Source organism: Niallia sp. FSL W8-0954, assembly GCF_038005605.1.
In the GTDB taxonomy this organism is placed as follows: Bacteria; Bacillota; Bacilli; order Bacillales; family Cytobacillaceae; genus Niallia; species Niallia circulans_A.
Window position 1 is genome coordinate 378,524 of the sequence record NZ_JBBOTN010000001.1, and the last position, 22,542, is coordinate 401,065.

The 22,542-nt window shown below is 34.4% G+C and carries 21 protein-coding genes and 1 pseudogene; 18 read left to right on the forward strand and 4 right to left on the reverse strand.

The window, feature by feature from the left end; translation table 11 throughout:
* Window positions 1–2 precede the first annotated feature (2 nt).
* The gene (gene istB, locus NX902_RS01965) at window positions 3–761 is read right to left on the reverse strand and encodes an IS21-like element helper ATPase IstB (protein WP_061801337.1); all 759 of its coding nucleotides are present in this window, start codon (window positions 759–761) and stop codon (window positions 3–5) included.
* Window positions 761–2,050 (reverse strand): IS21 family transposase, encoded by a 1,290-nt coding sequence (istA, locus tag NX902_RS01970; RefSeq protein ID WP_061801336.1) that lies wholly within the window; start codon window positions 2,048–2,050, stop codon window positions 761–763. The genes istB and istA overlap by 1 nt, the downstream gene beginning before the upstream one ends.
* A 92-nt stretch (window positions 2,051–2,142) precedes the next feature.
* Between istA and NX902_RS25785 the strand changes: the two are divergent.
* The 10 genes and pseudogenes from NX902_RS25785 to NX902_RS02015 form a co-directional block, all read left to right on the forward strand.
* Window positions 2,143–2,340: pseudogene (locus tag NX902_RS25785) on the forward strand (group II intron reverse transcriptase/maturase); the annotation flags it as partial.
* A gap of 268 nt (window positions 2,341–2,608) precedes the next feature.
* Window positions 2,609–3,565, forward strand: a complete 957-nt coding sequence (locus NX902_RS01975) for an ABC transporter permease (RefSeq protein ID WP_047944228.1) — start codon at window positions 2,609–2,611, stop codon at window positions 3,563–3,565.
* Complete coding sequence (locus NX902_RS01980) at window positions 3,555–4,508, forward strand: iron chelate uptake ABC transporter family permease subunit (RefSeq protein WP_123259195.1); 954 nt, start codon at window positions 3,555–3,557, stop codon at window positions 4,506–4,508. The genes NX902_RS01975 and NX902_RS01980 overlap by 11 nt, the downstream gene beginning before the upstream one ends.
* Window positions 4,502–5,260, forward strand: a complete 759-nt coding sequence (locus NX902_RS01985) for an iron ABC transporter ATP-binding protein (RefSeq protein ID WP_095331086.1) — start codon at window positions 4,502–4,504, stop codon at window positions 5,258–5,260. The genes NX902_RS01980 and NX902_RS01985 overlap by 7 nt, the downstream gene beginning before the upstream one ends.
* A 286-nt stretch (window positions 5,261–5,546) precedes the next feature.
* Window positions 5,547–6,497, forward strand: a complete 951-nt coding sequence (locus NX902_RS01990; RefSeq protein ID WP_341160520.1) for a siderophore ABC transporter substrate-binding protein — start codon at window positions 5,547–5,549, stop codon at window positions 6,495–6,497.
* Window positions 6,498–6,665: 168 nt separating this feature from the next.
* Entirely contained in the window at window positions 6,666–7,658 is a 993-nt protein-coding gene (locus NX902_RS01995) for a Gfo/Idh/MocA family protein (RefSeq protein WP_095331083.1), read from the forward strand.
* Between the two features lie 33 nt (window positions 7,659–7,691).
* Complete coding sequence (locus NX902_RS02000; protein WP_123258773.1) at window positions 7,692–8,573, forward strand: ROK family protein; 882 nt, start codon at window positions 7,692–7,694, stop codon at window positions 8,571–8,573.
* A gap of 233 nt (window positions 8,574–8,806) precedes the next feature.
* Window positions 8,807–10,228: a sensor histidine kinase gene (locus NX902_RS02005; RefSeq protein WP_249879373.1), complete on the forward strand. Its 1,422-nt coding sequence runs from the start codon at window positions 8,807–8,809 to the stop codon at window positions 10,226–10,228.
* 181 nt (window positions 10,229–10,409) lie between these two features.
* Entirely contained in the window at window positions 10,410–11,819 is a 1,410-nt protein-coding gene (locus tag NX902_RS02010; RefSeq protein ID WP_217279751.1) for a S1C family serine protease, read from the forward strand.
* A 186-nt stretch (window positions 11,820–12,005) separates the two neighbouring features.
* Window positions 12,006–12,908: a peptidylprolyl isomerase gene (locus tag NX902_RS02015; RefSeq protein WP_095331078.1), complete on the forward strand. Its 903-nt coding sequence runs from the start codon at window positions 12,006–12,008 to the stop codon at window positions 12,906–12,908.
* Window positions 12,909–12,971: 63 nt separating this feature from the next.
* Here NX902_RS02015 and def read toward each other — a convergent pair whose 3' ends face one another.
* On the reverse strand, window positions 12,972–13,553 hold the full coding sequence (gene def / locus NX902_RS02020) for a peptide deformylase (RefSeq protein ID WP_095331077.1): 582 nt from the start codon (window positions 13,551–13,553) through the stop codon (window positions 12,972–12,974).
* Between the two features lie 251 nt (window positions 13,554–13,804).
* Between def and NX902_RS02025 the strand changes: the two genes are divergently transcribed.
* The 8 genes from NX902_RS02025 (at window position 13,805) to NX902_RS02060 (ending at window position 20,677) form a co-directional block, all read left to right on the forward strand.
* Window positions 13,805–14,494 carry a hypothetical protein gene (locus NX902_RS02025; protein ID WP_341160521.1) on the forward strand — a complete coding sequence of 230 codons (690 nt, stop codon included), beginning with the start codon at window positions 13,805–13,807 and terminating at the stop codon, window positions 14,492–14,494.
* 417 nt (window positions 14,495–14,911) lie between these two features.
* On the forward strand, window positions 14,912–15,163 hold the full coding sequence (locus tag NX902_RS02030) for a hypothetical protein (RefSeq protein ID WP_095331073.1): 252 nt from the start codon (window positions 14,912–14,914) through the stop codon (window positions 15,161–15,163).
* Window positions 15,164–15,439: 276 nt separating this feature from the next.
* On the forward strand, window positions 15,440–15,982 hold the full coding sequence (locus NX902_RS02035) for a helix-turn-helix domain-containing protein (protein WP_095331071.1): 543 nt from the start codon (window positions 15,440–15,442) through the stop codon (window positions 15,980–15,982).
* Between the two features lie 45 nt (window positions 15,983–16,027).
* Window positions 16,028–17,134, forward strand: a complete 1,107-nt coding sequence (locus NX902_RS02040; RefSeq protein ID WP_047944214.1) for an ABC transporter ATP-binding protein — start codon at window positions 16,028–16,030, stop codon at window positions 17,132–17,134.
* Complete coding sequence (locus NX902_RS02045) at window positions 17,124–17,921, forward strand: ABC transporter permease (protein WP_095331069.1); 798 nt, start codon at window positions 17,124–17,126, stop codon at window positions 17,919–17,921. Before NX902_RS02040 ends, NX902_RS02045 begins: the two co-directional genes overlap by 11 nt.
* A gap of 1 nt (window position 17,922) precedes the next feature.
* The gene (locus NX902_RS02050) at window positions 17,923–18,726 is read left to right on the forward strand and encodes an ABC transporter permease (RefSeq protein ID WP_095331067.1); all 804 of its coding nucleotides are present in this window, start codon (window positions 17,923–17,925) and stop codon (window positions 18,724–18,726) included.
* The gene (locus NX902_RS02055) at window positions 18,723–19,796 is read left to right on the forward strand and encodes an ABC transporter substrate-binding protein (RefSeq protein ID WP_095331066.1); all 1,074 of its coding nucleotides are present in this window, start codon (window positions 18,723–18,725) and stop codon (window positions 19,794–19,796) included. The genes NX902_RS02050 and NX902_RS02055 overlap by 4 nt, the downstream gene beginning before the upstream one ends.
* A gap of 95 nt (window positions 19,797–19,891) precedes the next feature.
* Window positions 19,892–20,677: a divergent polysaccharide deacetylase family protein gene (locus tag NX902_RS02060; RefSeq protein ID WP_095331064.1), complete on the forward strand. Its 786-nt coding sequence runs from the start codon at window positions 19,892–19,894 to the stop codon at window positions 20,675–20,677.
* Between the two features lie 199 nt (window positions 20,678–20,876).
* Here the strand turns inward: NX902_RS02060 and NX902_RS02065 are convergent, their stop codons facing one another.
* Window positions 20,877–22,382 (reverse strand): mechanosensitive ion channel, encoded by a 1,506-nt coding sequence (locus NX902_RS02065; RefSeq protein ID WP_095331063.1) that lies wholly within the window; start codon window positions 22,380–22,382, stop codon window positions 20,877–20,879.
* Window positions 22,383–22,542 lie beyond the last annotated feature (160 nt).

The following is a 22,542-nucleotide window of genomic DNA, read 5'->3' on the forward strand; positions in this document are numbered from 1 at the left end:
AATCACTCGTTTTCTTGCACTAAATGATCCTTTAAACGATAGGAATTTCCCACCATTGTCACAACCTTCGCATGGTGTAAGATGCGATCTAAGATGGCATTTGCCAGCTTAGGCTCCTGAAATACTTCATCCCATGCCTTAAAGTTTACGTTCGTTGTTAAGATCGTACTGCGCTTTTCATATCGCATGTCAATCAGTTGGAAAAATAATTTCGCATCTTCTTGATCAATTGGCAAATAACCAATCTCATCAATGATTAATAGTTTATATTTTGTATAATGTTTTAGACGAGTTTCTAAGCGGTTCTCCAATCGTGCTCGTCTTAAATTCTGAATTAAATCATGGCATTTAATGAAATAGGTACTTGTTCTTTTCTTTGCTGCCGCAATCCCTATGGCGGTGGCCAAGTGTGTTTTGCCAACACCACTTGGTCCTAAGAAAACAATATTCTCGTTCTCTTCAATAAAGCGAAAGGTTAGAAAATCTTGAATCTGTTGCTGATTGACTGAGGTTTGGAAAGTGAAATCAAAATCTTTTATTTCTTTCATATGTGGAAATGCAGCCACCTTTACCATCGACTGCGTCATATTTTGTTCTCGCACATCAATTTCATAGTTGGTTAACTTGATTAACGTATCAATAAATGACAGCTGGTTCTGGACTCCGAAATCAATTACTTCATTTAAATGTAGAGTCATTTGCTTCAGCTTTAGATACTCTAGGTTTCTTAATAATTGTTGATAATTAGTGGATAGATTCATTATTTATACACTTCTCCAATCGTTGCTAGATTTTTCTTTGCCAAATCATCGATTTCCGGATAGTTATAGTAAGGGGCTGAAACAGCCAAACCTGCTTTATAATGTGCTTCCTGATAATTTAGCTTCGCTTTGCTGATTGGATGCTGTGCAATAAGTTTCATGTTATAATAAATCCATAAGTTGTTATCATACACTTGTAAACCTACTTTCTTTCCTTGATATTCTGGTGGTACGGAATACTGGTTTGATTTGTAGGAGATCATGTTGGATGCATTGACTTTTACTTGTGTGTGCTTAATGCGATAGGAATCTCTTACTTTATCAGTTGGTAGCTGGAGTAAGTGGTTCCTTTCTTTTTTATATTCAATCATTGGTATTCTTCCTGTCCCTTGGTGAATCTGGTGATTCACTCTGTTGGCTAACTCTTGTATAAATTGATGCAGTTCCTCTAAAGAGAATTGTCCTTGATAGGCATGAATTTCGTCTAACAATTTCATTGTCGTTTCGACTTTTCCCTTTGTCCTTGGTCTGCCAGCGATACAGGCTTTCACTTTAAAGCCAAAGTCTTTTGCGAATTGCTCAAACTTTGCATTCACTTTACCCGGATAATGTTCCGTTCTTGCTTCATCCATCACTGTTTTCATATTATCCGTAAGGAGTTCCTCAGGAACACCGCCAAACGTTTCAAAAGCTTCTGTTAGAAAGGAAAACAGCGTACTTTGTGACTTGGAAATACTCAAGTGGAATACTCGCAATCTTGAAGTAGATAGAATAAGCGCAGCTACATTGATCTCGACCTGCTCGCCATCTTTTGTTTCATATTGAATATTTTCCTTCCAATCTAATTGAGCTTGTTTACCTGGCGGAGTTTCATAGCGAACCGTCCCCTTCGGAGAAGCAATACGTTTGTCCTCCACAAAGTAAGCATTAAATTCAGGTATTCGAGCGATATAGGCTCGAAAGGTCGAAGCACCACAGTCTAAACCGTGATTATCCTTTAAGTACTGCCAAAGCACCCGCCGATAATAAAACACCTGTTTAGAATCCTCAGATAAAAGAGCAGCGATCACTTCATAATATTCATCAATTTTTGAGGACTTTTTTCTTGTCCTCTTGGGGACAAAACCATTTAGATATTTCTCAACTGTTCGTCGATCTACTCCAAGTTCTTCAGCCAATTTACTCTTATTAATTTTCATTTTCATATGCTCCATTATTTGTTTGAATTTTGGTAAGTCTGAAAGACTATTAATCTCAAAATTAACATCGACATTTAATGATATATACATGACTAGTCACCTCAAGACTAGTATGTAAAATGAAAGCAAATTTGTACATATTTATCCAAGCATTATTGTACATATTTAAAATAGCATTTCTACCAAAGACAAGGATTCGCAACCTTATACATTTAGGTGTCCCAAAAGGGAAGGCTTATGAATGGGGAAATAGCCGAAAGGGCTATTGGCGCGTCTCGAACAGTCCTATATTAGATAAAACCCTCGATATTTCCTATTGGAATAATCAAGGGTTTAAAAGTCTACAAACTCGTTATAAATTCTTGCGTCATTTATCTTAATTGAACCGCCGTATACGGAACCGTACGTACGGTGGTGTGAGAGGTCGGGAGTTAATCACTCCCTCCTACTCGATTATATAAAAGACTAAATCACTAGGTAATAGGGATTATTATTTTTGAAATGTTGTGATAATTACATTTGGTCTTTTAAAAAGCATTGACGGGCTAGAAAAAGATGATAAAATAAAGAAAGAATCTAAATGATAATGAAAATCATTTGCGATGAAGTTGGGAGTGAGGGGAACGAGTAATATTACTCATTGGCACTATGAAAATTAGACACTTAACTATAATGTTAATAGTTTTATCTATCATCTCCCTATTTGTAGGAGTAATTGATATTCATCCACAAAATATTTTTCATTTAACTGCAGATCAGAGAGAAATTCTCTTGATTAGCAGATTTCCTCGCTTAGTCAGTATTATTATAGCTGGTGTTAGTCTAAGTATTTGTGGACTTATCATGCAGCAGATATCGAGGAATAAATTTGTTTCTCCTACAACTGCTGGAACAATGGACTGGGCGAGACTTGGGATATTAGTAGCTTTAATGCTTTTTACAGGCGAGAGCCCGATTATTAAAATGTTAATCGCTTTTGTATTCGCACTCGGAGGAACCTTTTTGTTTATGCGAATACTTAATATGATTAAATTTAAAGATGCTATCTTTATTCCATTAATTGGTTTAATGCTAGGGAATATTGTTAGCTCGATTACCACTTTTTTTGCAATGAAATATGATTTGATTCAAAATATGTCTTCATGGTTACAAGGTGATTTTTCTTTAATCATGGAAGGGCGTTATGAACTTCTTTACATAAGTATTCCGATGGTTATTGTTGCATACTTATATGCAAATAAATTTACAATTGCTGGATTGGGTGAGGATTTTTCTACTAATCTTGGTCTCAATCACAAAAGAGTAGTGAATATAGGGTTAATTATCGTAGCGTTAGTTTCTTCTGTTGTATTGCTGACAGTAGGAATGATTCCTTTTCTAGGTCTAATCATTCCCAATATCGTTTCGTTATACAGAGGAGATAATTTGAAAAATAGCTTGACCCATACAGCATTATTAGGAGCAGTCTTTGTATTATTCTGTGATATTCTTGGAAGAGTGATTATTTATCCGTATGAGATATCGATCGGTGTGATGGTGGGAGTCATCGGAAGTGGAGTATTCTTGTATTTACTAGTAAGGAGAAAGTCTTATGATGCAACCTAGAGTAAAACTTATAATACTAGCTATACTGGCAGTATTATTAATTTCTATATTTATGTTAATAAAGGTCAGTAGTAATAACTGGGAATATGTGATTCCACGTAGAGCCATAAAAATCATCGCGATTCTTCTAACAGGTGGCTGTATTGCCTTTACTTCGATGGTATTTCAGACGATCACTAATAATCGTATTTTAACACCAAGTATTTTAGGACTAGATTCCCTTTATTTATTCATTCAAACTGTTGTGGTTTTCGTTTTTGGTTCAAGTACAATGACTGTGATGAATAGCAATATTAATTTTTTGTTATCTGTCGCTTTAATGGTTTTTTTCTCAAGTATTCTTTATAAGCTATTCTTTAGGAGAGAAGATCAAAACATCTTATTATTGCTGCTGATTGGAATTGTATTAGGAAGCTTTTTCTCTAGTCTCTCTTCCTTTATGCAGGTGTTAATTGATCCCAATGAGTTCCTTATTATCCAGGATAAAATGTTTGCAAGTTTTAATAATGTAAACACAAATATTTTAATAATCAGTATTATTATCGTTGCTATAGTATCTATATATGTTACGAGATATAGTAAATTCTTTGATGTCATGTCATTAGGAAGAGACCAAGCCATTAATTTAGGAATTGATTATGAAAAAGTAGTGCGCAGCATGCTAATTGTGGTGTCGATCCTAGTGTCTGTTTCCACTGCCTTAGTGGGACCCATTACCTTTCTTGGATTATTGGTTGTCAATTTAGCTCGTGAATTTCTAAAAACATATAAACACCGAACTTTAATTACTGGATCTATTTTGTTGAGCATTATTTCTTTAGTTGGTGGGTTGCTGATTGTAGAACGTGTCTTTACTTTTTCAACGACAATCAGTGTGATAATTAACTTTGTAGGTGGAGTGTACTTTATCTATCTATTACTAAAGGAGAGAAAAGCATGGTAGAAGTAAAGAATATTACTAAACAATATGGGAGCAAAAAAGTGCTTGATAATGTTTCTCTTTCAGTAGAGAAAGGGAAAATTACTTCCTTTATTGGACCAAATGGAGCAGGGAAAAGTACACTGCTTTCAGTAATAAGTCGCTTAACGAAAGCAGACAGTGGAGATGTCTTTATTGATGGACAGCATATTGATAAATCGAAGAGCAATGATCTCGCCAAGAAAATTGCTATTTTAAAACAGGCGAACCATATAAACCTCCGCTTAACTGTAAGAGAACTTGTCAGCTTTGGCCGGTTTCCGTATTCACAAGGGAAATTAAATGACCTTGATGAGAAAATGGTAGACGAAGCTATTAAATATATGGAATTAGAAGATATGCAGCATAAATACATAGATCAACTAAGTGGAGGACAAAAGCAAAGAGCTTATATTGCGATGGTAATTGCTCAAGATACAGAATATATCCTCTTGGATGAGCCGTTAAATAATTTAGATATGAAGCATTCTGTGCAAATAATGAAGGTTTTAAGAAGATTAGTAGAAGAGCTGGGGAAAACAGTAGTAATCGTAATCCATGATATCAATTTTGCCTCTGTTTATTCCGATAATATCGTAGCATTAAAGAATGGAAAAATCATAAATGATGGACCAGCAAAAGAAATCATTAATCAAAAAGTATTGAAAGACATTTATGAAATGGATATGCAAATTGAAGAAATAAACAATCAAAGAATATGTGTTTATTTCGCATGAAAAATGAAAGCTAATTATGGATAAATAATTGATTCATTGTAGAAAGAAGCTAATGGTGGAAGAAAAATAGAAAGGGGGCAGTGTAATTATGGCTGACTTAAAAATAAGTCCCTTCGCCAGAAGAAAACCATAATAACACTACCATTAGATATTAGCAAAATCCTTCCTCATTCTAGGAAAATGAGGAAGGAAAACGGCTAATAATACCTTATCATAGGGTATTCTGTCTTTAAATGCAATGTATTCAATTTAATTTATATATATTAAATTTAGAGGTGTTTAGAAGATGAAGAAAAAGCTTTCCCTATTATTATTAACATGCATTCTTGCAGTGTTAGCTGCATGTGGAAATACAGAAAAATCGAATGCCGATACAAATAAAGGTAGCGAGAAATCAGCAAAAATTATAGTAACACACGAATTAGGAGAAGATACAGTTAAAGTAAACCCTAAAACAGTTGTTGCTTTTGATTTTGGTGTTTTAGATACATTAGACAAATTAGGAATAGAAGTAGCTGGGGTTCCACAGGCTAATATTCCACCATATCTTTCTAAATATGAAGATTCAAAATATACAAATGTAGGTAGTTTAAAAGAGCCAGATTTCGAAGCAATTAGCGAATTAGAACCTGATGTAATCTTTATTTCTGGAAGACAGTCAGCTGCGTATGAAGAATTGAAAAAAATTGCCCCAACTGTATATCTTGGTGTTGACACAACAGACTATATGAATTCCTTTAAGCATAATATGAATATTATTGGAGAGATTTTTGAGAAGAAACAAGAGGTTAGCAAAGAATTAGCAAAAATAGATGAAGACATTGCTGCACTTAACGAAAAGGCAAAAGCAGTAGATGGCAAATCTTTAATCTTATTGGTGAATGATGGAAGCATAAGTGCATATGGGAAAAATTCTCGTTTTGGCATTATTCATGATGTATTTGGGTTAGCACCGGCAGATGAAAATATTGAAGCTTCCACACATGGACAAAAGGTTACTTTTGAATATGTAGCAGAAAAAAATCCGGCCTATTTATTTGTTGTAGATAGAGGAGCAGTTGTTGGTGGGGAGTCTTCTGCTGAGAAGGTCCTTGATAACAAACTTGTAAAGGGAATTGCTGCAGCTAAAAATGATCATATTGTTTATTTAGACCCTAGCTACTGGTATCTATCAGGAGGCGGTCTTCTGTCAACAAGTGAAATGGTCAAAGAAATTTCAGAAGCCATTTCCAAATAATGCTTCGTATAGAATCCAATGAGTAGAAACTACTTGTTGGATTTTTTTGTGAAAAAAAATAGACACTTTTTAAAAGATAAAAATTCTAGTAGATAGTTGCTTTTTTTAGGACTTCCCTCCAAAATAAAAGGGAAGCAGGGAATATTCATCGAATGAGGAGGACTTTGGATGACGATTAAATTTGGAGTTATCGGAACCAATTGGATTACAGAATCTTTTATAAAGGCAGCTGGTGAAATAGAAGATTTTCAATTAAATGCCGTGTACTCAAGAACAGCGGACAAAGCGAAAGCGTTTGCTGATAAATTTAATGTGGAACATACTTTTACTAATTTAGAAGAAATGGCAAAGAGCGATAAAATCGATGCTGTATATATTGCAAGCCCTAATGCTTATCATGCGCAACAGGCAATCCTATTTTTGAAAAATAAAAAGCATGTTTTAACAGAAAAAGCGATGGCTTCTAATACAGCAGAAGTGAAAGAAATGATTACTGCTGCCAAGGAAAATGAAGTTCTTTTAATGGAGGCACTCAAATCAACATTTCTTCCTAATTTTAAAGTTGTTCAAGAAAATTTACATAAACTTGGAAAAATCAGACGTGCATTTGTAAGCTATTGTCAGTATTCTTCGCGGTATGATGCTTATAAGCAAGGAACGGTATTAAATGCATTCAAGCCGGAGCTGTCAAATGGAGCATTAATGGATATTGGTGTTTATTGTCTTTACCCTATGGTACTTCTTTTTGGAAAACCGGAGAAAGTTAAGGCTAATAGTTTCTTATTGGAATCAGGTGTTGACGGCGAGGGAAGCATTATTCTAGCGTATCCAGATATGGATGTCATTCTCATATATTCGAAAATAACCAACTCTCATATTCCGTCTGAAATCCAAGGAGAAGATGGCAATCTAATAATCAATCAAATGAACACTCCTACAAAAGTAGAGTTTATTCCAAGGAATGGAGAAGGGGAGAATCTTACTCTTCCTCAAAAGGAAGCCTCGATGTTTTATGAGGCGCAGGAATTTATAGAATTGATTAAGGCAGGAAAAACCGAATCCTCTATTAACTCTTTTGATATTTCTTTAGCGGTAATGGAAGTAATGGATGAGGTAAGAAGACAAACGGGAATAGTTTTTCCGGCTGACACAAAACAGTAAGTATACAAAACCATTTATAAGGAGAGAGAAACCATGTCACTATACGGCGCTATTGAAGCTGGTGGAACAAAATTTGTCTGTGCAGTAGGGGATGCAAAAGGAAATATCCAAGAAAGAATATCTATTCCAACAACAACACCGGAAGAAACGATGCCAGAGGTTATTGCTTTCTTTAAAAAGTTTTCCGTTGACGCAATTGGAATCGGCTCGTTTGGTCCTATTGATGTTGATAAAAACAATGCTACATATGGAAATATAACAACGACGCCAAAGCTTGCATGGAAGGACTATCCATTACTAAAAACAATAGAAGATGAATTTTCTGTTCCAACTGGTTTTAATACAGATGTAAATGTTGCCGCACTAGGAGAAGCAAAGCTAGGCGCTGCTAAAGGTGTGGATAATTGTTTATATATAACGATTGGTACAGGGATTGGCGCTGGGGCGTATATTAATGGGGAATTGCTGCAAGGATTAACGCACCCAGAAATGGGCCATATTTTAGTAAGAAGACATCCCAAAGATAGCTATAAAGGCAGATGCCCATACCATGCAGATTGCTTAGAAGGATTAGCGGCTGGGCCGGCAATTGAAGAACGCTGGGGCGAGAAGGCTTTTCATTTAAGTGATAAAGAGGAAGTCTGGGAGATGGAAGGCTATTATATTGCGCAAGCTCTTATGCAATACATTCTCATTCTCTCACCTAAAAAAATCATCCTTGGCGGCGGCGTTATGAATCAGGAGCATGTATTAACACATGTCCATCGCTATTTGACCGAGCTCTTAAACGGGTATGTTTCCTACCCGGAGGTGCAGGATAAAATGAATGAATATATTGTTAGACCAGGTTTAGGAGATAATGCTGGAATTACAGGTGGACTTCTCCTTGCAGAAAAAGTTTTTCACGAGAAATAAGTCAATAACGGTGGTCATTTAAAGGAGATATCTTTTAAATGGCCTTTTTATATGTTTTTAACTTTTCTGGCGGAGACTTTATTCGCGAAAATATGTGACTTATTCGCAAAAAATCATTAATAATTCGCGAAAATCCACAATATTGTCCAAAGCCAAGAAAAGTAGCTTTAATTAGTAATGGCAATAAATATGATATGATTGAGGATATAAATTTGATGAAGCGGTGGTAATACATGAGAATTAAATACATCTATCAGCAGCTAATCAGTCACTTAAGCGTTATTCTTGTAGCCCTATTAGTATTAAGTCTTGTTTTTTCACATTATATTGAGAAATTGGTTTTCTCTATGAAGGCAGAAGAACTAAAGGGATACGGATATAATATTGTCCAGGACGTTCAAGGAGCTGATTTATGGTCTGCTGCAACTTATTCTACGTTATTACGATATTCTGAAGAACTAAAAGGCACTGGGATAACGATCGGCATCTTCAATACACAAAGAAATCGTATTTGGTCTTTTGGAAAGGATTTGGATATCAATATTACTCATGCAGAGTGGGATGAAATAAAGGATGGTCGCAGTACAGTTATTAAACCTAGTACAAAAAGAGGAGACCAAGAGGTAGCTTTAGTTGCAATTCCGTATTCTGTTAATGATGTAGTGGTTGGAGGAATTATTTTAACTTCTCCTCTTGTAGAATCAAAGGAGATGATTCAGGAAATCAATCGTTATTTGCTTTATACTCTTTTTCTAGTTTTTGCGATTGCCTTATTAATGAGCTTTATTTTTTCAAGAGTACATGTCAATCGGATAAAAAAGCTTCAGGAAGCTACAAGCCATGTTGCAGAAGGAGATTATACTGTGAAAGTTTCCTCTTCAACATTTGATGAGATTGGAGAATTAGGGGAAGATTTTAATCAGATGGTAGATAATTTGAGAGAGTCGAAGGAAGCAATTGATGCACTAGAAAATCGGAGACGCCAATTTATGTCAGATGTTTCTCATGAATTAAAGACCCCCTTAACGACGATAAGCGGTGTCATAGAAGGATTAAACAATAATATGATACCAGAAAATGAGCGGGAGAAAGGTCTGAAATTAATTAGCCATGAGGCAAAAAGGCTTATCCGATTAGTAAATGAGAATCTTGATTATGATAAAATACGTTCCAACCAAATTGTCCTAATGAAGGAGTTTATTTCCCTCCAAGAAGTATTGGAAATAATTGATGACCAGCTGTCTATTTTAGCAGAGGAAAATGGTGTTAAAATTTACGTTGATGTGGATAGTGACGCAGTGATTTATGCTGATTATGATCGGCTTATCCAAATCATTATGAACATCACGAAAAACAGTATACAGTTTACCGAGAACGGAAGTATATGGTTAAAAGGACGAACGGAAGCAAGCAAAACAATCATAGAGGTAAAAGATACTGGAATTGGTATAGATGCTCATGAAATAGAAAACATTTGGAAAAGGTTTTATAAAGCGGATATCTCTAGAACTAATAACCCTTACGGCGAATTTGGACTTGGTTTATCTATTGTTAAGCAATTAGTTCAGTTCCATGAAGGGGATATTAAAGTGTCGAGCGAAAAAGGAAAAGGCACTACCTTCACTCTTTTCTTCCCTCTTCCAGAAGAAAAGTAACGAATAGGTTATCTGATGGAATAAAATGTTCTAGAATTCTTCTATGTCTTTTCAAACTTTGTTCATAATTTATTCATATATGATGGTTACTATGTATGTATAAACAAATATTAGAAATGAAAAGAAAAATAATGAACTGAAATAAATGTAATGTTGATATTGGAAATAGGAGGAACAAGCGATGAGTGATTTGGAAAAACGAAATGAATGGGAGAAAGATCGTCCTGAGGCTGAAGAGACTAACCTTGGGGGCGAAGAATTAGTAGCAGAGAAGGAAGATCAAGTCATTTCAGAAGATCCTGTAGAAAAGGATGAAATAAACAAGCCAGAAGAAGCGGAATATACTGCTGAAAAAGAGCAAGTTCATCTTGATAAAGAAGAAGAACAAGAAAATGCTCGAAAAGATACTTCGAAAACAAAAGGGTTTCTTTCCTTGTTAGCAGCAGGTGTTGTTGGTTCAGCCTTAACATTTTTCACAATTCCCCATACAGACCTTTATAATGATTCTTATGATAAGCTCGAAAAGCAGGTAGAGGAGTTATCTAATAAAGTGGAAGGTAAACAGACTGGGGCAATTACTGCGAATACAACATCGAATACAAAAACAAGTGATGGCACAATAGCTATTGCGGATATGGTGGAGTCATCTTCTAAAGCAATTGTAGGGATTGTAAACATGCAAAAGCAATCAAATCCATTTTCTCAGAATTCCAGTGATGTAGAATCTGGGTCTGGATCTGGTATTATCTTTAAGAAAGATAATCAATATGCATATATAGTGACAAATAACCACGTAATCGAAGGAGCAAATGCGTTAGAAATCTCCCTTTATAACGGGGATAAAACGGAGGCTAAGCTAATTGGGGCAGATGCTTTAACTGATTTAGCGGTAGTAAGAATTGATGCTAAATATGCTTCTGATATTATCAATTTTGGCGATTCTTCTACATTGAGACCTGGCGATCAAGTATGGGCTATTGGTAATCCACTTGGGCAAGAGCTGTCTCGAACAGTCACCCAAGGTATAGTAAGTGCTGTAGATCGAAGCATTACAGTAAATACATCTGCTGGTGATTGGGAATTTAATGTTATTCAAACCGATGCAGCTATTAATCCTGGTAACAGTGGAGGAGCTTTAATCAACTCATCAGGAGAGGTAATTGGTATAAATAGTTTGAAAATTAGTGATTCAGGTGTAGAAGGGCTAGGTTTTGCGATTCCTAGTAATGATCTTATCCCAATTGTGAATGAAATTATTGAAAAAGGGAAAGTAGAACGTCCATATCTTGGAGTAGGATTAGCAAGCTTAGAAGAAGTCCCTCGTATGTATTTGGAAGACCTTCCAAATAAAGTGTCAAAAGGAGTAATGATTACTAATATTGATGCTAATTCTGCCGCTGCTAAAGCAGGCTTAAAAGTTCAGGATGTTATTGTCGCCATTGATGGGAAAAAAGTAGCTAACTCAACAGATTTACGAAAATATCTATATTCAGAAGTGAAAATTGGTGATAAAGTAAAACTAGAAATTTATAGAGATGGCAAATCTCAAAAAGTGGAATTAACGTTAACAAGTAATAATACGATAAATTAATCGACACGTTTCATGTGAAACATACGAAATTTGTCGAAAAAATTCCATCTTATTTTGTAATAGGATGGATTTTTTTTAAATCTGTTAATAATTTCGTCATAATTATATGATAATATAGTGTAAGAGTTATAATAGGGGTATGCCTATTATATCCAAAATTTTGTGCAGAGAGGATTTTAGCTTAATATGAAAAATAAGAAGGTTCTTATTCCTATTCTAGTGGTAGTACTAGTAGCGTTAATAATAGGAGCAGTTTATCTAACACAACGAAGTAAAACAGTCGCAACAGTGGAAAAGGAAAAGATTACACAAGAGCAACTAAATAAAGAGCTAAACAAACAATATGGCGCAACTGTATTAAATATGATGATCTCTAATAAAGTAGTAGATCTTGAAGCTGATAAAGCGAAAGTGAAAGTAACGGATAAAGACGTCCAAGCAGAATTGGACAAGATGATTAAACAGTACGGTGGACAAGAAACCTTTAATATGTTGTTAGCTCAAAATGGGATGACAGAAGATTTATTTAAAGAACAAGTGGAACAAAATCTAAAAGTAACAAAAATTCTTGAGCCATCTATCGAAATTACGGATGATGAAATTAAGACATACTTTGAAGATAATAAAGCAAGTTTTGGCACTCCAGAGCAAGTGGAGGCAAGTCATATCTTAGTAAAAGATGAAAAAACGGCAAAAGAAGTGAAGAAGAAGTTAGACAACGGGGAAGACTTTGCTAAATTAGCTAAAGAATATTCTACTGACACACAAACAAAAGATAAAGGTGGAGAATTAGGATACTTTACTTCAGGAAAAATGGTTGAAGCCTTTGACAAAGCGGCGTTCTCAATGAAAGTAGATGAAATTAGCGACCCAGTTAAAACAGATTTTGGATACCATATTATTAAAGTAACTGGTAAAAAAGAAGCAAAAGAAGCAACATTAGAAGATTCAAAAGCGAAAATTAAAGAAGCCTTATTAGCACAAAAGGTTCAAGAAAAAGCTGGTACTTGGTTAAATGAAGCTACTTCAAAATATAAAATTGATAATAAGTTAGAAAAAGATCAAAAAGATCAAAAAGATAAAAAATAAATAAAAAAGCGGATAGCAAATGCTATCTGCTTTTTTTATTCAGACTGTAGAAATAAAAGTCATTTAATATAAAGGAGTAATATCCACATTGGCAGGAAGCTCAAATGGGTTTTTACTATTGATATGATCATAAAATAGTATTCCGTTTAAGTGATCTATTTCATGTTGAAAAACGATTGCTTCGTAATCCTTTAATTTAATTTTTACTTCTTCTCCATGTATATTGTATGCTCGAACCGTTATTCTACGATAGCGAGGAACATAGCCTACAATGGATCGATCAATAGAAAGACAGCCTTCACTCTCAGGAATATAGGTCATGGCAGTAGAATGACTAATGATCTTAGGGTTGATTAACATATATTCCAATGCTTCACCGTTTTCTTGCCTAATATAACTCGCAAACATTCGTTTATTTAAGCCAATTTGGTTTGCTGATAATCCTACGCCTGCTCGTAGTTGGTATTTTTTTGACAAGATTGGATCCTGACTGTTTTTCAAATATTGCAGCATGCATTGCAACTCTTTTATATCCTCTTCAGTAGGAGGAATAGATACTTCCTTTGTTTTTTCACGAAGGATAGGATCGCCTTCTCTCACAATATCCTCCATGGTTATAATATATTCCTTTGTAAATTTACTCATCTAATAAACTCATCTCCAGCAAATATGGTATATATGTAAAATAGCAGAAGGAGCTTTAGATGTCTAATGGTTAAGCATATATCTTTATTTAGATATGAAAAAAGAATATAGAAGAAATGCGAAAAAGCAAATTAAATTATTTTTAGGAAAATCTTACATATAAAATAAAGAAGAGGAAAGGCTATGAAGGTATAAAATTACTTATTTAAATGGAAAGGACGAGTTAGATGAAAAAAATAATAACGCTGTTAATGCTAACTACTATAGCATTAACCGGCTTTTGTTCTTTAGTAAGTGCAGCTCCAGCTTCAGAAAAAAGAGAGATAACCCAAGAAGATAAACAGTTTTTAATAGAAATGGCAAAAAGTTTGGGAATAAAGCCAGAAGGTAAAGACCCAGCTGCGATAAAAAAAGAAATCCATGAAGTATTAATAAAGAAGGAAGCTCAAAAATTAGGAATAAAAACAGAGGGAAAAGATTTACAACAAATAGCGATGGAAGTACATACTGCTCATCTTAAAGAAGAAGCAAAGTCGCTAGGAATTAGCACAGAGGGGAAAGATGCCAAAACATTAATGAAAGAAGTGTTTGAGGCGAAAATTTTGAAACAGGCAAAAGAGCTGGGGATAGATACAAAAGAAAAAACAATACAGCAACTAGGCAAAGAAGTGCAAGAAAAAATGATTATGACTGAGGCAAAAAAGCTTAATATCCAAACGGAAGGAAAAGATTTTAAGCAAATTGCCGATGAGATAAGAGATACACAAATTATGAAGAAAGCGAAAGAGTTAGGGATTGATACAGAAAATAAACAGCCAAAAGAATTATTAAAAGAAATGATGATTAAACATCCAAAAGAATTAAAAAAGTTAAAATTGTTTCCTTCTTATGGGGAACATTTCATGTTTAAAAAGCACCATAAACTAAACAGAGAACATTAATACTACCTAGAAAAATCACTTGAATAATTCAAGTGGTTTTTCTTTTTTTCTATTTTGTTCATTATTTTGAACAAAATGAGAGATTAGCCTCTCCGGAATAAGGGGAAAAAAGTTAAAAAAACAGCATTTACCAATAGGGGATTGATTACCAAAAAAATAGGAAAGAGGAAGAGGTGTTCAATATATTGAAATGAACCTTTTGCCCTATTAACAATTAGGATTTTGAAACGTATTATCTATTTTTGAAAAAAAAAGCATAAAAGCCTGTAATTTTTATAAAGGATTAGTATGCTTAAATTAGCAGACTTAGACAGTATATATGATATATGGAAAATTTACACGAAAAGAATAGTAATGTAAGGGAAAAGAAATCTGTTAATAGCTGCATTAAAAAGGGAGCAATAGGAGGAATAAAGATTGAAGCAATATTCCAAACTACGAATTACGGAAAAAGATCAAAATATTTATAATGCACTGTGTGATTTGTATAAGGAAAAAGGGGGAAAAGTAGGGATTGGCCCTACAGAGATTGGAATAAGAGTTGGTAGAGATTCCTATGATGCTTCTGCATATTGCAATGCATCTTTAAAAAAGCTGATTCATTTTGAAAAAATTGAAAAAATAGATAACGGAAAGTATATACCACTAGAGATAGGGAAAGAAGAGTAATAAAAGATTGTAATTGCCCCATAAAAAATGTTTTGTAGAACGGTGTTTTGTTTATAAACACTACGAGCTTTTCTAAAACATTTTGTTATGGGGCATTTTTGCTTATAGAAATAATTTATATGAATGCTATTGAAAAATAGTCCATAGACCGAAAAAAGGATTGAAAGTTAAAGAAATTAATGTATAATAACTGGGTATAAGTAAACTTTAAGTTTAGTTATACAGAACTTTTGTGCCTTCAAGTTTACTATTTCTAAACAAAAAGTAGGTTGAATCATGGAAATCGGAAAAAAAATAAAGAATTTACGGTTGAAAAAAGGATTAACACAAGAAGAGTTAGGTGAGAGAACTGATTTAAGCAAGGGATATATATCCCAGCTGGAGAGGGATTTAAGTTCTCCTTCCATTGAGACATTTTTTGATATTTTAGAAGTTTTAGGATGTACACCGAAAGAATTCTTCGATGATGAAGAGCGAAAACAGAAGGTGGTTTATACAGAGGATGATATAACGGATTTTTCTGATGAGGAAAAAGGGTATCGGATTCAATGGCTAGTTCCTGAATCAAATGAAAAAGAAATGGAACCAATACGGCTATTCTTTTCTAAGAATGGAGAATTTAAAATATTTGAACCTTCTTTATCGGAAACATTTGCATATGTAGTAGAAGGCGAAATTCTGCTGAAATTAGGCAGACAAGAGTATCGGGCAAAAAAAGGGGAATCTATTTACTATCATGCAACAGAGGAACATCAATTAATAAATCTAGCAGATGGTGTAACGGAATTAATTCTTGTAGCCACAGATTCTTACTTATAAGAAGAATTCATAAACAATAGAAAAATCAATGAAGAGGGGGATATTATGTCTGAGCAGCATATTATTCAATTTGAAAATGTAACAAAGAGTTATGATCAAGATACAACTGTTTTAGAAAATGTAAGCTTTGAAATTGAGCGAGGTAAATTTTATACACTGCTTGGTCCATCTGGCTGTGGAAAAACGACTGTTTTACGATTAATTGCTGGATTTATGGAACCGACAGAAGGAAATATTTACTTTAACGGTAAGCTGATTAATAAAATACCTGCAAATAAAAGACAGGTAAATACCGTTTTCCAAGATTATGCGCTATTCCCCCATTTAAATGTATTTGAAAATGTGGCCTTTGGTCTTCGTATAAAAAAATGGAAGAAGCAAGTAATCGAAGAAAAAGTGAAAGAGGCTCTACGTTTTGTTAACTTGGAAGGCTACGAGAATAGAGAAATCAGTGAGATGTCTGGTGGACAGAGACAGCGTGTTGCAATTGCAAGAGCCATTGTAAATGAACCGGAAATTATTCTTCTCGATGAACCATTATCTGCACTTGATTTAAAGCTTCGCACAGAAATGCAATATGAGTTAAGAGAATTACAGAGAAGATTAGGGATTACTTTTATCTTTGTGACACATGATCAGGAAGAAGCTTTGGCCATGTCAGATGAAATCTTTGTGTTAAATAAAGGACGCATTGAGCAAAGCGGAACACCAACTGATATTTATGATGAACCAATTAATCGTTTTGTAGCAGACTTTATCGGGGAATCCAATATTGTACCAGGAACAATGAAAAAAGATTTTGTTGTCCATTTTGGCAGTAAAACTTTTGATTGTGTAGATGGTGGCTTTGACGATAATGAAGCAGTAGAAGTAGTAATACGCCCAGAGGATTTAGAAATTACTTCTTTAGAAGCAGGTAAATTAAAGGTAAAGGTAGACTCTCAATTATTTAGAGGCGTTCATTACGAGATTTGTGGGTATGACGAGGATGGAAATGAATGGCTTGTTCATTCTACAAAGAAAGCAACGGTAGGAACCGAAATTGGCCTTTACTTTGAACCAGAGGCTATTCATGTTATGCGCCTTGGGGAAACAGAAGAAGAGTTTGATAAACGCCTAGAAGCGTATGAGGGGGCAGCCAATGAAAAGTAGTACTAAATGGTATACGGTCCCTTATTATCTATGGATTGTACTTTTTGTTATTGCTCCAGTTGCACTTGTTGTTTATTATTCTTTCTTTGATATTGAAGGGGTATTTACGTTTGAAAATTATCAGAAGTTCTTTACACCAGTTTATTTGAAAATGACGTTAAGTTCCTTTTGGTATGCTTTTTTAATAACGTTCTTTTCCTTGATTATTGCATATCCGACTGCGTATTTATTAACTAAAACGAAGCATAAGCAATTATGGCTGTTATTAATTATTTTACCATCATGGATTAATCTTTTATTAAAGGCATATGCATTCTTAGGGATATTTGGAACACATGGTGCAGCCAATCAGATGCTCGATTTTCTTGGAATCAGTGAACAACAAATATTATTTACAGACTTCAGCTTTCTATTTGTAAGTGTGTATATCTTTATTCCTTTTATGATTCTGCCTATTTTCAATGCATTAGAGAAGATGAATCCTAGCTTAGTAGATGCGTCTCAGGATTTAGGAGCGTCATCTTGGACGACATTTAAAAAAATTGTCTTTCCTCTAACATTAAATGGAGTAAAGTCTGGGTGCCAAGCTGTATTTATTCCAGCTCTATCCCTATTTATGATCACTCGTTTAATTGCAGGTAACCGTGTCATCACATTAGGTACTGCGATTGAACAGCATTTCCTAATTACACAAGATTGGGGAATGGGTTCGACGATAGCTGTATTTTTGATTATTAGTATGATTATCATCATGGTTCTTACAGGGAACAGAAAGAGAGGGATATAAGATGAAAAAGCTATCCAAATGGTCTGTATTGTATTTATGCATTGTTTTTATCATATTATATGCCCCTATCTTTTATCTGATTTTTTACTCGTTTAATAGCGGGGGAACCATGCATGATTTTGATTCCTTTACACTTGGCTGGTATAAGGAGTTATTTCAAGATACAAGACTGCTCGTAATTGTGTTAAATACGATTATTATTGCTCTTTTGTCTGCAGCAGTATCAACTATCATTGGAGTACTTGGGGCTATTAGTATTTCTATAATGAGAAAAAAGGGCTTGAGGAATTCTATTTTGTCTTTAAACAATGTGCTTATTGTAAGCCCTGATGTTATTATTGGTGCTTCCTTCTTAATCTTTTTTACGATCATTGGAATCAAATTAGGATTCTTTTCTGTTCTGTTGTCACATATAGCTTTTTCGATTCCTATTGTTGTGATTATGGTTTTACCTAAGCTGGAAGAAATGAGTCCGACTTTGGTCGATGCTGCCTTAGATCTTGGAGCAAGCTGGAAGGATGTATTGACAAAAGTCATTATTCCTTATATTTCACCAGGAATATTTGCTGGTTTCTTTATGGCATTAACCTATTCTTTAGATGACTTTGCTGTAACATTTTTTGTAACAGGTAATGGATTTACCACCTTATCAGTAGAGATTTATTCTTTAGCACGACGAGGGATTTCTTTAAATATTAATGCATTATCGACCTTATTATTCTTATTTACGTTGCTTCTTGTCATTGGTTACTATTTCATTACGCAACGAGTTAATAAAACTCCACAAGCGGGGGTGAGAAAATGAAGTCTCTCATTCGTGGATTAATTGTTATTTTTGCACTGGCCTTCATCCTGCTATTTATTGTTCATCAATTAAATTCAAGCAGAGGGTATACGAGTGGTAAGACATTAACGGTATATAACTGGGGAGATTACATTGATGCAGACTTAATTTCTAAGTTTGAAGAGGAGACAGGGATTAAGATAATTTATGAAACCTTTGATTCCAATGAGGCAATGATGACAAAGATTCAGCAGGGAGGAACAAGCTATGATATTGCGATTCCCTCTGAATACATGATCGATAAAATGAAGGAAGAAGATTTATTAATTCCGATTGATCATTCGAAGCTTCCTAACTTGAAAAATATAGACAGCCGATTTATGGATCTTTCCTTTGATCCAGACAATAAATACTCAATTCCTTATTTCTGGGGAACAGTAGGAATTGTTTATAATCCAGCAATGCTTGATAATAAGAAAATTACTTCTTGGAATGATTTATGGGATAAGGATTTAAGAAATAAAATTATGCTGATAGATGGTGCACGAGAAATCATGGGGATGAGCTTAAATAGCTTACATTACTCTTTAAATGATAAAGATCATGATCACTTGCGGGAAGCAAAGGAAAAATTGGATACTTTAACACCAAATGTAAAGGCAATTGTAGGCGATGAAATTCGTATGCTCATTGAAAATGAAGAAGCATCAATCGGTGTGTTATGGTCTGGAATGGCTGCTGAGATTATGTGGGAAAATGAAGATGTAGAATATGTTGTTCCAGAAGAAGGATCTAATCTATGGTTCGATAATATGGTTATTCCAAAAACAGCCAAGAATATTGATGGGGCTCATCAATTTATTAATTTTATGCTAGATGCTGAAAATGCTGCTCAAAATACAGAATATGTCGGTTATTCTACTCCTAACAAAGCGGCAATGAAATTTTTGCCAGAGGATATTACTGGGGATGAACGTTTCTATCCAGATGAAGAATTGACATCTAAATTAGAAGTATACGAAAATCTTGGTCATCGTTCTCTAGCAGAATATAATGATTTATTCTTGGAGTTTAAGATGCATCGGAAATAAAGAAACAAGACAGTTCGCTAAATTTTTAGCGGGCTGTTTTTGTATGTAACCGCCTGTTATAGAAAATACTAACGAAAAACAAGGTGGGTTATAACATGAAAAAAATAATATGCTTTTTCTGTTTTCTTACGTTTCCGCTAGGAATCTCCGCTCAGGAGGCAGCTCCATCTAAAAATCAAGTTAGAAAAGAGCTTGCCATCGTCATTGATGATTTTGGTAATAATATGAAGGGGACAGAGGAGATGCTCAATCTACCTGTTCCTATTACGGTTGCAATAATGCCTTTTCTATCTACAAGTAAGGAAGATGCCATTCGTGCCCATAAAAAAGGGCATGAAGTGATCGTTCATCTGCCGCTAGAACCAAAAAAAGGGAAAAAGAGCTGGCTTGGACCAGGTGCTATTACAACAGATTTATCAGATCAAGAAATTAGAAAACGGGTGAAGGATGCGATTGAAAGTATTCCTTATGCGGTTGGGATGAATCATCATATGGGTTCAAAGGCGACGGAAGATAAAAGAGTAATGAAGATTATTCTAGAAGAATGTCGAAACCATAGTCTTTATTATTTAGACAGTAAGACAACAAGCAATAGTGTCATAAAGGAATTAGCCGAGGAATTAAATGTCCCTTATTTAGAAAATGATCTTTTTTTTGATCATATATATACAAGTCAATATATTAATAAGCAAGCTAGTCGATTAGCGAAAAAGCTAGATACAGAACAGGAATTTATTGCGATTGGCCATGTCGGAGTTTCTGGGCCAGCTGTAGTAAGTGTTTTAAAGGAGTACATTCCACTTTATCAAAAAGATGCTGATATTGTACCGCTTTCGACTCTAGTAGAAGGCTATGAACTGTTGGATACAGACATACCATAATTTATGTAAGAGCAAAACCATCACGCTATACCGAATAATGAAATTGGTATATAACGCTGGTCTATACTCTCCTAATTAGATTAAACTATGAAACGGGTTTCATAACAATAGCCGTTTTGAAGATACTGTAAAAATACATCGTCTTACCTATATAGAAAAAGAACAGACGAGAATTTTTCGCCTGTCCTTTATACATTGATTAGCTATTTAAAGTATTATCATCATTTGGTTTTTGAATAGAAGTTTGTTCCATTTTTCTATCCAGTTTATCTAAACGTTTTTTAGCAAATTCTCTGCCGCCGAGTCCAAAGGCAAGACCAAATGCTAATGCAAGACCGCCAAGGATTAAGATAAAGGCAGCATTGACAATAGAAGAAGCTACTTTTAATTGGTCAAGTGCCATAAAGACAGACAAAGTGATAATCGCATATTTAGCGATAACCGGTAACACTTTAAAGTGACCGCCTTGTAAAACGCTGCTTAGTAGTTTCTGTACGAGATAACCTAGCCATAAGCCGACGCCAATAATGACAATAGCAGCAATCACCATTGGTAAGTAAGCAATAACAGCGGTAGAAAGTGTAACTAAAAATTCAAGTCCGACAATATTTAAAGCTTGTACAGCTAATAAGAAAACAATCAGAATTTGAACAATTGTCCCAATAATGTTGGAAATACTAGTATTAGCGTTTATACCCATTTTTCTTACATAGGTATCTAAGCTTAGTTTAACTAATAAAGTAACAACCATTTGTTTTACCCATTTGCCTATCCAAATACCAATTAAGATAAGGATAATGGCTGTCGCAATATTAGGAATCATTGTTAGAATATCATTTAACATGTTAATAGCTGGTTGAGAAATTCCTTGAATGTCTAATTTCTCAAGCGCTGAAATAACAGTTGGGATGAGAATGAAAATGAACACAATGTTCCCGATAACAGAAGATATGCTTACATTATCAAGAAGCTTGTTAATACCTAAGCGTTTAGCTAAGGCTTCTGTGCCGATTGCTTGTAGGAAGTTTGTTAGAATTGTACGTACTATTTTTGCAACAAACCAGCCTACTAAAACGATTAATGCTGCTGCTAAAAGTTTTGGTAAGAAAGCAAGCATGTTTTGAAGCATATTCGCAAATGGTTCAGAAACACCATATAAGTTAAGGGCACCTAGGATAGCAGGTAAGAATAACAATAGTATTAAATAGAATACAATGTTAGCTACTTTATCCATTATGTTTTGTGGGTTATTCTTTTCTGCAAGATTCCATTTCTGTAATCTCTCATGAACCTTTAGAGTGCTTCCTGTCTTTTTAATAAGATACTTTAATCCGGAAGCAACTACCCAGGCAATTAATAGAATTAATGCAGCCTTTAAAATATTTGGAATTGCTCCTAGAATGGTGGAAAGCAGATTTACTAACGGAGAAGTAATTACCGTTAAATTTAGTATATTAAAGAATAGGGTAAAGACAAAAACCAATAATAGATAGAATACGATCTTACTAATTATCTTTTCAGATGAATATTTTTTGGGTTTTCCGTCTGGGAAAATTTTCTCATCTACATTTGTTTTTTGCAGTCCTTTATAGAGGGCTTTTTCTATAATTTTTGCAATAATCCACCCGATAATTAAAACGACCACTGCTAGAATAAAATCAGGTAGCTTGTCCCAAAAGGAATTCCAATTCCAGTTATAGTACATACTCTTCACTCCTTGATTTAAATTAGGCATTTTTAAAGAATGTTGTTTCGTATAGGAATAAGTTGATTTTTACATCAGTAAAATTATTCGTTCCAATGAGCTCAGGAAATTTATATGTTTCCTATTAACAACAACTTTAATCAGCCTTAATGTATTCTAC

What these genes read in the sequence shown, in the direction of transcription:
- istB (WP_061801337.1), bottom strand. Translation starts at nt 761, where the DNA reads ATGAATCTATCCACTAATTATCAACAATTATTAAGAAACCTAGAGTAT.
- istA (WP_061801336.1), bottom strand. Translation starts at nt 2,050, where the DNA reads ATGTATATATCATTAAATGTCGATGTTAATTTTGAGATTAATAGTCTT.
- NX902_RS01975 (WP_047944228.1), top strand. Translation starts at nt 2,609, where the DNA reads ATGAAAATTAGACACTTAACTATAATGTTAATAGTTTTATCTATCATC.
- NX902_RS01980 (WP_123259195.1), top strand. Translation starts at nt 3,555, where the DNA reads ATGCAACCTAGAGTAAAACTTATAATACTAGCTATACTGGCAGTATTA.
- NX902_RS01985 (WP_095331086.1), top strand. Translation starts at nt 4,502, where the DNA reads ATGGTAGAAGTAAAGAATATTACTAAACAATATGGGAGCAAAAAAGTG.
- NX902_RS01990 (WP_341160520.1), top strand. Translation starts at nt 5,547, where the DNA reads ATGAAGAAAAAGCTTTCCCTATTATTATTAACATGCATTCTTGCAGTG.
- NX902_RS01995 (WP_095331083.1), top strand. Translation starts at nt 6,666, where the DNA reads ATGACGATTAAATTTGGAGTTATCGGAACCAATTGGATTACAGAATCT.
- NX902_RS02000 (WP_123258773.1), top strand. Translation starts at nt 7,692, where the DNA reads ATGTCACTATACGGCGCTATTGAAGCTGGTGGAACAAAATTTGTCTGT.
- NX902_RS02005 (WP_249879373.1), top strand. Translation starts at nt 8,807, where the DNA reads ATGAGAATTAAATACATCTATCAGCAGCTAATCAGTCACTTAAGCGTT.
- NX902_RS02010 (WP_217279751.1), top strand. Translation starts at nt 10,410, where the DNA reads ATGAGTGATTTGGAAAAACGAAATGAATGGGAGAAAGATCGTCCTGAG.
- NX902_RS02015 (WP_095331078.1), top strand. Translation starts at nt 12,006, where the DNA reads ATGAAAAATAAGAAGGTTCTTATTCCTATTCTAGTGGTAGTACTAGTA.
- def (WP_095331077.1), bottom strand. Translation starts at nt 13,553, where the DNA reads ATGAGTAAATTTACAAAGGAATATATTATAACCATGGAGGATATTGTG.
- NX902_RS02025 (WP_341160521.1), top strand. Translation starts at nt 13,805, where the DNA reads ATGCTAACTACTATAGCATTAACCGGCTTTTGTTCTTTAGTAAGTGCA.
- NX902_RS02035 (WP_095331071.1), top strand. Translation starts at nt 15,440, where the DNA reads ATGGAAATCGGAAAAAAAATAAAGAATTTACGGTTGAAAAAAGGATTA.
- NX902_RS02040 (WP_047944214.1), top strand. Translation starts at nt 16,028, where the DNA reads ATGTCTGAGCAGCATATTATTCAATTTGAAAATGTAACAAAGAGTTAT.
- NX902_RS02045 (WP_095331069.1), top strand. Translation starts at nt 17,124, where the DNA reads ATGAAAAGTAGTACTAAATGGTATACGGTCCCTTATTATCTATGGATT.
- NX902_RS02050 (WP_095331067.1), top strand. Translation starts at nt 17,923, where the DNA reads ATGAAAAAGCTATCCAAATGGTCTGTATTGTATTTATGCATTGTTTTT.
- NX902_RS02055 (WP_095331066.1), top strand. Translation starts at nt 18,723, where the DNA reads ATGAAGTCTCTCATTCGTGGATTAATTGTTATTTTTGCACTGGCCTTC.
- NX902_RS02060 (WP_095331064.1), top strand. Translation starts at nt 19,892, where the DNA reads ATGAAAAAAATAATATGCTTTTTCTGTTTTCTTACGTTTCCGCTAGGA.
- NX902_RS02065 (WP_095331063.1), bottom strand. Translation starts at nt 22,382, where the DNA reads ATGTACTATAACTGGAATTGGAATTCCTTTTGGGACAAGCTACCTGAT.